This is a genomic window from Streptomyces scopuliridis RB72, from assembly GCF_000718095.1.
GTDB classification, from domain to species: Bacteria; Actinomycetota; Actinomycetes; order Streptomycetales; family Streptomycetaceae; genus Streptomyces; species Streptomyces scopuliridis.
Map to the genome: position 1 here is coordinate 130,257 of NZ_JOEI01000036.1, position 12,914 is coordinate 143,170.

Below are 12,914 nucleotides of genomic sequence, written 5' to 3' on the forward strand. Positions count from 1 at the left end.
CGAGGGGACGCGATGGCGCCCGGGCGGGGCGCGGTCCGCAGTACCCTGTCGGTTTATCCGTATGGCATTCAGGCCGTACGGACCAGGTCAACGGCGTGCGAGCCGGCGTGCGAGCCGGTCTGAAAGGCGGTCCACCGATGAGTGAGACACCGGATCCCGAAGTGGTTGAGCTGGCCACGAAGGTCTTCGAGCTGGCCCGGCACGGGGAGACCGAGGCGCTCGCGGCCTATGTCGACGCCGGTGTGCCCGCGAACCTCACCAATGACCGGGGCGACTCCCTCATCATGCTCGCCGCGTACCACGGCCACGCCGAGGCGGTGGAGGCGCTGATCGCGCGCGGCGCCGACGCCGGACGCGTCAACGACCGCGGCCAGACCCCACTCGCCGGGGCTGTCTTCAAGGGCGAGGACGCCGTCATCCGCGCACTGCTGGCCGGTGGCGCGGATCCATCCGGAGGAAACCCCTCCGCCGTGGATACCGCGCGGATGTTTGGGAAGACGGACCTTCTGGAGCTGTTCGGCGCCCAGTGATGCCCCGGGTGAGAGACGTCGTAAATGTGGTCGCGGTGGCGAAATGGCTGGGTCATCATGACGTCGGGCCCGCAACGGGTCATCGACGAGAGGCAGGGAAGATGGTCTGCATTAAGCGGAAGACGACGGTCGGCCGATCATGTTGCCGCGCGGTCTAGGGTCTTTCGTTTGGATCAGGCCGGATCAGGGAGCGGGGTCTGGTGCCGTGGATCGCAAGGCGGAGGAAGGAGCCCACGCGGAGCGTAGGCGACTGACGACAATCATAGCGCCGAGCGGCACTCTGCTCGGGCTGTTGCAGAGAGGCCGCGGCGACGGCACGCTGCACGCGCTCGCGGCACCCCGCGCCGAGGCGCTCGCCGCCCTCAACCACTGCGTACTGAACGACCCCCGCCACGACTGGCAGGTCGAGAACCGTTCGCTGTACTACGCACGCCTGTATCTGGATATCCACGGTGGTCTCGACGCCATCGACCACCATCTCTTCCGGGCCGAGGACCACTTCGACACCGAGGAGTCCAGGACCGGGCTCTCGCTCGCCGTGCTCGGCCATCTCGCCGCGTACGGCAGGCGCGATGCCCTCGACGTGCTCAGGCGGTACGCGGCGACCGGCGCCAACTGGGCCTGGGCCCTGGACGAACTGGCGCTGCGCGACGACGACACCGGGCTGCGCTCCCTGGCCGTGCCCGTCCTCGCCAGATTCCCGGCGGGCCCCGAGGGCGACGCCGAGCTGGCGTCGGTCGTACGGGACGCCTTCGAGCCCCGGCCCTGGCGGCTCTGGGCCGACGATCCACGGCCCGCGGTCGGCGCGCGGATCAGGGCCGCCGGTGAACAGGGCTCGTTCGACCGCTGGCAGCGGCAGCTGCGGCCGAGCGGTCCGCGTCCCGGCTGGAGCGTGCAGGCCGTCTTCGACTGGGCACAGCAGGCCCTGGAGCGCGGCACGGAGATGCACGGGCCCGCGGCCCGCTGCCTCACCGCCGTCGCCGGGCCCGACGACCGCCCGCTGATCGTCGAGGCCGCGCGCACCGGCCCCGACGGCGCCCGCTGCGCGGCCCTGCACTATCTCGCCGAGGTCCGTGACCCCGTCGTCCTCGATCTGATCGAAGCGGCGGCCGGCGGCCCGGACCGCACCGTCGCCGACGCGGCCGTCGCCGCCTTCGAGCGGATGTGCGGCGACGAAGCGGTCGACCGGGCCCGCGGCTGGGTGCACAGGCCCGACGCGCTCGGCGCGTCCGCCGCGGGCGTGCTCGCCTGCCGCGGCGGTACGAAGGACACCGCGCTGGTCCTCGGCGCGCTGCGGGAGACCGTACGGGCCGAGGGCCCCGACACCCAGCGGCTGTGGACCCTCGTCGACGGCGCGGGACGCCTCGGCATCGTCTGCGCCGCGCCCGTGCTGCGCCATGTCTACCGCGAGACCGCCTCCTCGCATCTGCGCGGCCGGGCCGCGCGTGCGCTCGCCGCCACTGATCCCTCCTACGCCACCGGCTTCGCCGTCGAATGTCTGTGGGACTGCGAGGAGACCACCCGGGAGGTCGCCGCGCTGCACGCCGAGACCGGGGATGTACGCGTGGCGGAAAGGCTGCGGCGGCTGGCCGCCGATCCGGCCGAGGAGGCCGAGGTGCAGACCGCCGTACGCAGCAGGATGGGCCCGGACGCCGCCGCGCGGTGAGACCGGCGGCCACCGCCGCCCGCCGTCGCGTACGACCGGAAACCTTCGCTCCGTAAGCCGGTCCGTACGGTCTGTGCGTCTTCGTCGCGTCCGGGGAACGTCCCGCGTCCAATGCTCACGGGACGTTCCCCACGCGGAAAGATCCACGTTGGCAGGGACACGTTCGGTGCGACGACAACACGGATATGCGCGTCGTCATCGTCACCGAATCCTTCCCGCCCGATGTCAACGGGGTGGCCCACTGCGCCCTCCAGACCGCCCGGCATCTCGCCGCCCGCGGTCATGATCCGCTCGTCATCGCCCCGACGGTCGCCGGTGATGCCGAGATCGACGCACCGTGCCCCGTGGTACGCGTGCCCTCACTCCCGCTGCCCGGCTATCCGCAGGTACGGGTGGCCCTCCCCAGCAGGCGCATCGCGGCGGCCATCACCGCGCACCGCGCCGAACTCGTCCATCTCGCCGGGCCCTTCGTGCTCGGCGTACGCGGTATGACGGCCGCCGCCCGGCTCGGCGTCCCCGCCGTCGCCGTCTACCAGACCGACCTCGCGGGCTACGCCCGTACCTATGTGGGCGCCGGCGAGGCCGCGGCGTGGCGGCGGATCCGCGCCGTGCACTCCGCCGCCGACCTCACCCTCGCGCCGTCCAGCGCCGCCGCCAACGATCTCGCGGAGCACGGCATCCCCCGGGTACGGCTCTGGCCGCGGGGCGTCGACACCGTACGGTTCCGGCCCGAACTGCGGGACGAGGAACTGCGCAGGCGGCTCGCGCCCAACGGCGAACTGATCGTCGGCTATGTCGGCAGGCTGGCCCCCGAGAAGCATGTCGAGCTCCTCGCCGGGGTCTGCCGGCTGCCCGGCGTCCGTGTCGTCATCGTCGGGGACGGCCCGAGCGAGACCTCGCTGCGCGGGGCGCTGCCCGGCGCGGTCTTCCTCGGCCGGTCGACCGGCGACGACCTGGCGAGGACCTTCGCCTCGTTCGACGTGTTCGCGCACACCGGCCCCTACGAGACCTTCTGCCAGACCGTGCAGGAGGCCATGGCCAGCGGGGTGCCGGTGATCGCGCCCGCCGCCGGCGGACCGCTCGACCTCGTCGACCACGGACGCACCGGACTGCTGGTCGCCCCGCACGACACCGACGCCGTCACCGCGGCCGTGGAGGAACTCGCCTTCGCCCCCGCGCTCCGCGCGGCCTACGGGCAGGCGGGACGCGCCACCGTCGAGGGCAGGACCTGGGCCGTCGTCGGGGACCAGCTGCTCGGCCACTACACCGAGGTGCTGGGCGCCCGTACGGCGGTGGTCGCGTGAGCGGGCTGAAGATCGTACGGCTGGCCAACTTCGTCACCCCCGCCTCGGGCGGACTGCGCACCGCGCTCCATGAGCTGGGCAGCGGCTATCTCGCGGCCGGGCACGAGCCGGTGCTGATCGTGCCGGGGGAGCGGGAGTCCCACGCGGACACCTCCCAGGGGCGGGTCATCACCCTGTCGGGCCCGGTACTGCCCGGCACCGGCGGATACCGGGTGCTGGGCGCGCGGCGGCGGCTGCGGGAGGTGCTCGAAGACATCGGGCCCGACCGGCTCGAAGTTTCCGACCGCACCACCCTGCGCTGGACGGGGGAGTGGGCACGCCGCCACCGGATCCCGTCCGTGATGGTCTCCCACGAGACGGCGGACGGGGTGCTGCGCACCTGGGGCGTACCGGGGGTCGCCGCGGGCCGGGCCGCCGACCGGCTCAATCTGCGCACCGCCTGGGCGTATTCGCGGATCGTCTGCACCACGGAGTGGGCAGAGCGCGAGTTCCTCCGGATCGGGGCCCGCAATGTGGTGCGGGCACCGCTCGGTGTCGATCTGCGCCGGTGCACGCCGGAGCGGTACGACGCCGAGCTGCGCTCCCGGTACGCGCGTACGGGTGAAGTGCTGCTCGTACTCGGCTCCCGGCTGTCGGTGGAGAAGCGTCCCGGCGCCGCGCTCGACGCGCTCGCCGCGCTGCGGGAGCGGGGCGTACAGGCGGTGCTGGTCGTCGCCGGCGACGGTCCGCTGCGGGCCGGGCTGGTCCGCCGGGCCCGTGCCGAGCGGCTGCCCGCGCTCTTCCTCGGCCATGTCGGCGACCGCGCGGCGATGGCCGATCTCCAGGCCGCCGCGGACATCTGTCTGGCACCGGGACCGGCCGAGACCTTCGGGCTGTCGGCCCTGGAGGCGCTGGCCTGCGGCACACCGGTCGTCGCCAGCGCGTCATCGGCGCTGGGCGAGGTGATCGGGGACGCGGGCATCGCCGCCCGGGACAACGCCACGGCCTTCGCCGACGCGATCCAGGAGCTCCTGGCCCGCCCCGAGGGGGCCCGCCGCGCCGCGGCCCGCGCCCGTGCGGAGCTCTTCAGCTGGGAGAACGCGGTCGCCGCGTTCCTGGCGGCCCACGATGTCCCGGTCGATGTAGCGATGCTGAACAGGGTCCCGTCGCAGGCACAGCAGGTTCACCACCCGGAGGGAGAGGCGAGATGACGACGGAGGCGGACAGAGGCGCGCTGCCTGCGGCCCCGGCCCATGACCCGGCCACGTACCAGGGCCAGGCCCATGCCCAGGCCCTGGAACGGGACCAGGAGCCGGACCGGGCTCCGGAGGCCGCCGCGCCGCCGCGCGCGCTGCGGTACGCCGCGCTCGGGGACTCGCTCACCGCCGGGATCGGCGACCCCGTCGACGGCGGGTGGCGGGGCTGGGCCGCGCTGCTCGGCGCCGGCGTGGGCGACCCCGGGACGGGCGTACGGTTCCACAACTTCGCCGTCAGCGGCGCCCTCACCCGCGACGTCGAGGAGCAGCAGACCCCCGCCGCCCTTGCCTTCGCGCCCGACCTCGCCTCCGTCGTCGTCGGCGTCAACGACACCCTGCGCCGCGCCTTCGACATCCAGGACCTCGCCCTGCGCCTCGACCGGGTCTGCGGCGCCCTCGCCGCGCGCGGCACCGTCCTGCTGACCACCTGTCTGCCCGACCCCGGCAGCATGCTCGGGCTGCCCGCGCCGCTCGCCATGCCTCTCGCCCGGCGGCAGCGCGCCGTCAACGCCGTCGTCCACGCCCTGGCGGCGCGCTACGACACCGTCCATCTGCATATGGCGGAGGCGTCCTGGGTCGCCGACCGGTCCCTGTGGAGCGCCGACCGGCTGCACCCCGCCGAGCGCGGGCACCGGATGATCGCCGCGCGCTTCCACGGACTGCTCGCCGAACGGGGACTGGCCCTCGGCCCCGAACCCTCCCTGGTCGCCGACCAGACCCCGCCCAGCCGCGCGGCCACGCTGCGCTGGCTCGCCACCTCGGGGACCGGATGGGTGGCGCGCCGCTGCCGGGATCTCCTGCCCGAGCTGCTGCGGCTGGCGGGCGACGAGGTGACGCACTGGGCACGCGGCACCGGCGCCCGGCTCGATCTGCACGCCGAACTCGCCCTCTCCCGCGCACTCGCCGCACTGTCGCCGGGCACTCCCCTTGCCAGAATGGGGGAATGACCGGGCGCTGGGAATTCTGGATCGACCGGGGCGGCACCTTCACCGATGTGGTGGGCAGGCGCCCCGACGGAGAGCTGGTCACACGGAAACTGCTCTCGCACCATCCGGAGCGGTACCAGGACGCGGCGGTGGCCGGCATCCGGCTGCTGCTCGGCCTCGGTCCCCGTGATCCGGTGCCCGCCGACCGGATCGATGTCGTCAAGATGGGGACGACCGTCGCCACCAACGCGCTCCTGGAGCGGCGCGGCGAGCCGACCGTCCTCCTCATCACCGAGGGTTTCCGGGACGCCCTGCGGATCGCGTACCAGAACCGGCCCCGGCTGTTCGACCGGCATATCGTGCTGCCCGAGGCCGTCTACGAACGCGTCATCGAGGTCCCGGAACGTATCGACGCGCACGGCGCGACCGTACGGCCGCTCGACACGGACACCGTCGCCGCCGCCCTCCGCACCGCCCACGAGGACGGCTTCCGCAGCGCCGCCGTCGTCCTGATGCACGGCTACCGCCATCCCGCGCACGAGAGCGCCGTCGCCGACGCCGCGCGCGCGGCGGGCTTCACGCAGGTCAGCTGCTCCCACGAGGTCAGCCCGCTGATCAAGCTCGTACCGCGCGGCGACACCACCGTCGTCGACGCCTATCTCTCCCCGATCCTGCGCCGCTACGTCGACGAGATCGCCCGTGAACTCCGGGGCATCCGGCTGATGTTCATGCAGTCCAACGGCGGCCTGCGGGAGGCCGCCCACTTCCGCGGCAAGGACGCCGTGCTGTCGGGACCGGCCGGCGGGGTCGTCGGGATGGCCCGTACGTCGGGACAGGCGGGCTTCCGCCGGGTCATCGGCTTCGACATGGGCGGCACCTCCACCGATGTCTCGCACTACGCGGGCGAGTTCGAGCGCGAACTCGGCACCCAGGTCGCCGGGGTGCGGATGCGGGCGCCCATGATGAACATCCACACCGTCGCGGCGGGCGGCGGGTCCGTGCTGCACTTCGACGGACAGCGCTACCGTGTCGGCCCCGACTCGGCGGGCGCCGTGCCGGGCCCCGCCTGCTACCGGCGCGGCGGCCCGCTCACCGTCACCGACGCGCAGGTGATGCTGGGCCGCGTCCAGCCGGCCCACTTCCCCGCCGTGTTCGGCCCCCACGGCGACCAGCCGCTGGACGTGGAGGTCGTACGGGAGCGCTTCGCGCGGCGGGCCGAGGAGGTACGGAAGGCCACCGGCGTCAGCCGCACCCCGGAGGAGGTCGCGGCCGGCTATCTGGAGATCGCCGTTCTGAACATGGCCAACGCCGTTAAGAAGATCTCCGTACAGCGCGGCCACGACATCACCCGCTACGCCCTCACCAGCTTCGGCGGCGCCGGCGGCCAGCACGCCTGCGCGGTCGCCGACGCGCTGGGCGTCGACACCGTGATCGTCCCGCCGCTCGCGGGCGTGCTCTCCGCGTACGGCATCGGGCTCGCCGACACCACCGCCATGCGGGAGCACTCCGTCGAGGCCGAGCTGACCGAACCGGCCCTGCCGCGGGTGCGCGCGCTGTGCGACTCCCTCGCCGAGCGCACCCGCGCCGAACTGCGCGCCGACTCCGTCCCGGACGAGGCGATCACCACGCACGCGCGCGTACTGCTGCGGTACGCCGGTACGGACGCGAGCCTGCCCGTACCCCTGGACGGGGCCGCGGCTATGACCGAGGCATTCGTGGCCGAACACCTCGCGCGCTACGCCTTCACCATGGACAAACCGCTGGTGGTGGAGGCGGTATCGGTCGAGGCCGTCGGCGTGTCGGGCCCGCACGCCCCGTACGCGCCCACGCCGTCCACCAGGACCGGCGGCTGCGAACCGTACGCGACCATCGGGATGTTCACCGGCGGCCGGGTCCGGGACACCCCGCTGCACCGCCGCGAGGACCTGCGCCCCACCGACACCGTGACCGGGCCCGCCGTGATCGCGGAGGCCGACGCCACGACCGTCGTCGAACCGGGCTGGCAGGCGGCCCTGGGCGAGCGGGGGCATCTGCTGCTCACGCGCGTACGGCCACGCCCCACGCGGGTCGCGGTCGGCACGGACGTCGACCCCGTCCTGCTGGAGGTCTTCAACAACCTCTTCATGGCCATCGCCGAACAGATGGGCGTGCGCCTGGAGAACACCGCCCACTCCGTCAACATCAAGGAGCGGCTCGACTTCTCCTGCGCGCTCTTCGACTCCGGCGGCAATCTGATCGCCAACGCGCCCCATATCCCCGTCCATCTGGGCTCGATGGGCGAATCCATCAAGGAAGTGCTCCGGCGCAACGAGGGCGCGCTGCGGCCCGGCGATGTGTACGCCATCAACGACCCGTACCACGGCGGCACCCATCTGCCCGATGTGACGGTCGTGACGCCCGTCTTCGACGAACAGGGCGAAAGCCTGGAGTTCCTGGTGGCCTCGCGCGGCCACCACGCCGAGATCGGCGGCATCACCCCCGGCTCCATGCCCGCCTTCAGCACCACCATCGACGAGGAGGGCGTGCTCTTCGACAACTGGCTGCTCGTCAGGGACGGCCGGCTGCGCGAGGCCGAGACCCGGGACCTGCTCACCACCGCCCGCCACCCCTCCCGCGACCCGGACACCAATCTCGCCGATCTGCGGGCCCAGATCGCGGCGAACGAGAAGGGCATCGCCGAACTGCGCCGCATGACCGACGAGTTCGGCACCGATGTCGTCCAGGCGTATATGGGACATGTACGGCGCAACGCCGAGGAGTCCGTACGCCGGATCGTCGCCGGGCTGCACGACGGCTCGTACCGCTACGAGACCGACGGCGGCGCGGTGATCGAGGTCGCGGTCCGGGTCGACCGGGAGGCGCGGGCCGCCGTCCTCGACTTCACCGGCAGCTCGCCCCAACTGCCCGGCAACTTCAACGCGCCCAAGTCCGTGGTGATGGCCGCCGTGCTCTATGTCTTCCGCACGCTCGTCGCCGATGACATCCCGCTCAACAGCGGCTGTTTGGAGCCCCTGGACGTGCGCGTACCGGAAGGATCGATGCTCGCGCCGGAGCCTCCGGCGGCGACCGTCGCCGGCAATGTCGAGACCTCCCAGGCCGTCACCGGCGCGCTGTACGCGGCCCTCGGCGTCCAGGCGGAGGGCTCGGGCACCATGAACAACCTCACCTTCGGCAATGACCGGGTGCAGTACTACGAGACCGTGGCCAGTGGCTCGGGCGCGGGCGACGGCTTCGACGGCGCGGACGCCGTACAGACCCATATGACCAACTCCCGGCTCACCGACCCGGAGGTGCTGGAGTGGCGCTATCCGGTACGGGTCGACGCGTTCGCCGTACGGGACGGCAGCGGCGGCGGCGGGCACTGGCACGGCGGCGACGGCGTCGAACGGCGGCTGCGCTTCCTGGAGCCGATGACGGTGACGCTGCTGACCGGACACCGCCGGGTCCCGCCGTACGGCATGGCGGGCGGCGGACCCGGCGCGCTCGGGAGCAACGCGGTGGAGCGCGCGGACGGTACGGTCACGCCGCTGCGGGGCGTCGACTCGGCGGAGGTGGGCCCCGGCGACGTACTGGTCATGCGGACACCGGGCGGCGGTGGCTACGGAACGGCGCCCGGCGAGATCCGGACGAGAGGCCCTCGCTGACGCCGGGTCACTGCCCCTCGGGAGGCTTGCCCTGGGCGGAGGAGACCTCGACGAGTTCGGCGCGGCCCTGCGCGTTGAGGCGGAGGATCGGGACGGCCTTGTTGCGCGGATTGCCGTTGTTCTGGAAGGAGATGAACCCGCTCGCCCCCGCCACCTGCTGCGGCCCGTTCATCTGGTGGAACATCCGGCGCACCGTGATTCCTGTCACCGAGTCGGGGCCGCCGATCGCCGCCATGCGTATGCCCTCGGCGGCGGTCAGAACCGCGTCATGGGCCATGATGTCCTGGCCGTCGTAGCGGTCGTCGGTCGGAAACCACTCGTCCATCTGGCCGCCCTGTTGGAAGTACCGCGCCGAGCGTTCGGAGACCCGCCTGGGATCGGCCCGCCACATGTCGCGATGGGCCAGCCCCGTGAAGAGCACCGTGACGTCGTTCTCGACGGCGTGGGCGATCTGCTCCCGGTCCAGGTTCGAGGTGTCGTCACCGGCGAGGACCGTGAACGTGTGGTCCGTGCAGCTGCGGTTGGCCAGCGAATCGAGGAAGTTGGTGAGGTGCCGCCCGCGGCCCGCGAAGTAGATGACCTGCGGCCGTGTGTCGCAGAGCTGCGCGGGGAAATAGCGCAGCTCGTTCTTCCAGGCGCCGCCGGGCACCGACGAGTCGAACGTCATCCGCTCCGCCACCAGCCGGTGGCCGGTCTTCTTGTCGGGGAACGCCTCGGTGAAGGCGGTGCCCAGGGTGGCGGCGTACAGATTGGTCTTGGCGGCGTCCTGGACGACCACCGCCGTACGGAGCTTCGTGGACCCCTTCAGGTAGGCCGTCGCGGCGTACGCCTCGTCCACATTGGTGGGCGAAACCCGTACGAAGCCGGAGATCCCCTGGATATTGGTGGCGGTCATGGTGCTGGCGACGGTGGCGAGGCCGCTCTTGGAGAGCTTCCTCAGCGCCTCCAGATTCGGGTCGGTGCTGGGGCCCAGACCGGTGACGGCCACCAGCTTGTCGGCGGAGTCCATCCGGTCGATCAGCTCGTCCACGGTGTAGTTCCAGTGCGCCGAGCTGCTGCCGGTATTGGCGATCAGCAGCCGGATCTTGGGGGAGGACGCGAGATCGCCGCGGTTGTGCCGGTACTGCGCGAGATAGGCGCCTTCCAGTTCGTGCCGTACCGAATCCTCGGAGTTGCTGTCGTCGTTGGTGAGCGTGAAGGAGGTCAGATACGCGACGCTGACATACGGCTCCCCCTCCTCGGCCTCCTTGCTGACCTTGTCGTTCTCTTCCTTGATCTTCTTCACCACGGCGGCGAGGTGGCCCGCGAAATGGTACGAGCCGTCGGTGACGCCGACGCACTCCTTGTTCTCGCCGCGCTTGACGACACCGTCGTCGCACCGGGCCCGGACGTCCCCGATCCAACGGATGCCCAGCGGGATCGCCACCGCGAGTACGGCGAGGACGACCACCCCGATCACCACGCGGCGCACGATGTGCAGCGGCCATTCGAGTCTGCGCATCCCGCTCACCCCTCGCTCGTGGACGTCAGCGGATGGCGCCAGTGGCGATAGCGCTCCGCCTCGTTGAACAGCGCCACGACATCGTTCCTGCGCAGCCGCGACAACTGGTTGAACCCGTCGGCGATCAGATCGTTCAGCCGCATTCCCGGGTCGGCGAGCGGATCGCTCCACACCCAGCGGGTGATGATCAGCTCCCGGATCACCGCCGCGGTGGTGACGGCTTCGCCGGGCTCTCCCGGGCCGAGTCCGGCGAGCAGGTCCAGCGGACCGCCCGTGGAGACGAGCCGGTTGGGCGCCGCCGTGATCGCGTTGAACTCACTGATCCACTGCGCCGCGGGGACCCCGGGGAAGCGCCCGACCAGATGGGCGGTCACCTCGTCGATCCGGCCCCAGGCCAGCCGGTGGTACATCTCCTGGACCGTGCGCCCCACGGATCCGAAGTGCTCAGCGAGGAGTTCGTGCACGGTGTCCCAGTCGTCGGGGCGCCGGGCCAGCCGCCACAGCAGCAGCCGTCGCGGCCAGGGGTGGAGCGCCGGTGTCACGCCTCCCGGGCCGAGCAGCAGCCAGCGGGCGCGCATCTCGCCGAAGAGTGAGTCCCCGGGGCTGAGCACCCGCGTACCGATCGACAGATCACGCGCGGCTGCGCACTCGGCGAGCGTGGCGCGCCGCGGCTCGTCGATGCCCTGGAGCAGATGGTCGAGCGCGGCGTCGGCGAGCGTGAGAGTCTCCTCGCCGTCGCGCAGCGTACGGTCGGGCAGGCCGCGCAGCCAGCGGTCCTGCTCGGGGCCGTCCTCGGCCGGTACGTCGGAGTGCCGCAGCACCTCCAGGACCTGGTGCACGGCGCTCGGCAGCCCGCAGGTCAGCCGGTGCACAAAGGGCGCGAGCCGGGTGAAGGGCGCCAGATCCGAGTGGCGGCGCAGCTCCAGCTCGATACGGATACGGACCTCGTCGAGGTTGAGATCCCGCAGCCGCAGCGGATACCACCAGGTGTCGTCACTGTCGCGGGTCGGCCGGTGCTCGCTCCAGTCCGTGAGAGAGGCCCGGTCCGGGCCGCGCAGCTGCCAGGGCCACTGGTCGCCGGTGGCCGGGCCCCAGCGCGGCAGCCAGCGGTTGGAGCTGGCGACGATGGTCAGCGGGTCGCAGGAGAGCCCCGCCACCACGGTGTCGTCGTGCCGGGCGCGGATCAGCAGATCGAGGAAGCGACGGCCGTACTCCGAATGGGAGTTGTCGAGCAGCAGCAGATACGAGCGGGGCATGAACGAGTGGTCCGCGTTGTCCCGCAGATCCGCCAGGAACGCCGAGAACAGCACGCGGTCGAGCCGCTCCTCGTCCTCCGCGTCGCCGTCGTGCCGCCAGAGGTTGAGCTCGACCAGCGCCTCCCACGGGTCCTGGCTCCGGATGAGCGGATGACCGCCGTACCACGCGGCGCTTCCGGTGAACTTACGGCCGGGCAGCCGGCGACGGCCGCGCCGCAGGCCGTCCCGCAGCAGCGCGAGCGCCGCCGTCGACGCGCCGTCAGGGGCTCCCACGGCGCCGCCGGCCACCTCGAAGAAGGCGGCCAGATAGTCGCCGTACCGGGCCTCGGCCCGCTCCTGGAACGCGTCCAGCTCCCGCCGGATATTGCGCCGCCCCTCGGCCAGGCTGGTCATCCGCAGCTCATGGTCGGAGGCGAGCAGCCCGAGGGTGAGCCGGGGGAAGTGGGAGCGGCGGTACCGCGGCAGCTTCCGTTCGAGCTGCCGGGCGAGCAGCCCCAGACCGTAGCGCGGCAGCAGCCCGTGCTCGGCGGCGAGATTGACGTAGGCGAACGGATTCTCGGGGCCGAACTGCTCCATCAGCGCGCTGTGCGCCTCGCTGGCGCCGCTGCCGCGCGGGCCGAGCAGCATCGTCACCGGACGTTCCGCGGTGGGCGGCTGCCTCAGACACTCATCGACGAGGGAGACGATCCCGTTGCGGCCCCTGAGGCCTATGCGCACTCCGGATTCCGTCACGCGCATCAGCCCCCCCGAGCCACCCGCCCCGCACACGTGGGGCTACACCGTCAAGCCTACCGGAGAGCCTCTCAACCACTCCTGATTTTACGGTGGTTGATGAGACGAACGGTGAACTTG

General features: G+C 72.2%; 8 protein-coding genes. 6 read left to right on the forward strand and 2 right to left on the reverse strand.

Translation table 11 applies throughout. The annotated features are described in order from the left end of the window. Window positions 1-137 precede the first annotated feature (137 nt). The 6 genes from IF11_RS0133465 (at window position 138) to IF11_RS0133490 (ending at window position 9,305) form a co-directional block, all read left to right on the forward strand. A complete protein-coding gene (locus IF11_RS0133465) occupies window positions 138-530 on the forward strand; it encodes an ankyrin repeat domain-containing protein (RefSeq protein ID WP_030355561.1) in 393 nt (130 codons plus the stop codon). A 250-nt stretch (window positions 531-780) separates the two neighbouring features. Further along, window positions 781-2,196, forward strand: a complete 1,416-nt coding sequence (locus tag IF11_RS0133470) for a HEAT repeat domain-containing protein (RefSeq protein ID WP_030355562.1) — start codon at window positions 781-783, stop codon at window positions 2,194-2,196. Between the two features lie 185 nt (window positions 2,197-2,381). Beyond that, the gene (locus IF11_RS0133475) at window positions 2,382-3,500 is read left to right on the forward strand and encodes a glycosyltransferase family 4 protein (RefSeq protein WP_030355563.1); all 1,119 of its coding nucleotides are present in this window, start codon (window positions 2,382-2,384) and stop codon (window positions 3,498-3,500) included. Further along, complete coding sequence (locus IF11_RS0133480) at window positions 3,497-4,690, forward strand: glycosyltransferase (protein ID WP_051746423.1); 1,194 nt, start codon at window positions 3,497-3,499, stop codon at window positions 4,688-4,690. Before IF11_RS0133475 ends, IF11_RS0133480 begins: the two co-directional genes overlap by 4 nt. Continuing rightward, window positions 4,687-5,682, forward strand: a complete 996-nt coding sequence (locus IF11_RS0133485) for an SGNH/GDSL hydrolase family protein (RefSeq protein WP_078491041.1) — start codon at window positions 4,687-4,689, stop codon at window positions 5,680-5,682. The genes IF11_RS0133480 and IF11_RS0133485 overlap by 4 nt, the downstream gene beginning before the upstream one ends. Continuing rightward, window positions 5,679-9,305, forward strand: a complete 3,627-nt coding sequence (locus IF11_RS0133490) for a hydantoinase B/oxoprolinase family protein (protein ID WP_037729198.1) — start codon at window positions 5,679-5,681, stop codon at window positions 9,303-9,305. The genes IF11_RS0133485 and IF11_RS0133490 overlap by 4 nt, the downstream gene beginning before the upstream one ends. A gap of 7 nt (window positions 9,306-9,312) precedes the next feature. On the opposite strand, the gene IF11_RS0133495 is transcribed toward IF11_RS0133490, so the two are convergent. Further along, complete coding sequence (locus IF11_RS0133495) at window positions 9,313-10,806, reverse strand: ABC transporter substrate-binding protein (RefSeq protein ID WP_030355567.1); 1,494 nt, start codon at window positions 10,804-10,806, stop codon at window positions 9,313-9,315. Window positions 10,807-10,811: 5 nt separating this feature from the next. After that, window positions 10,812-12,779: a hypothetical protein gene (locus tag IF11_RS0133500; protein ID WP_240627710.1), complete on the reverse strand. Its 1,968-nt coding sequence runs from the start codon at window positions 12,777-12,779 to the stop codon at window positions 10,812-10,814. Window positions 12,780-12,914: the final 135 nt, after the last annotated feature.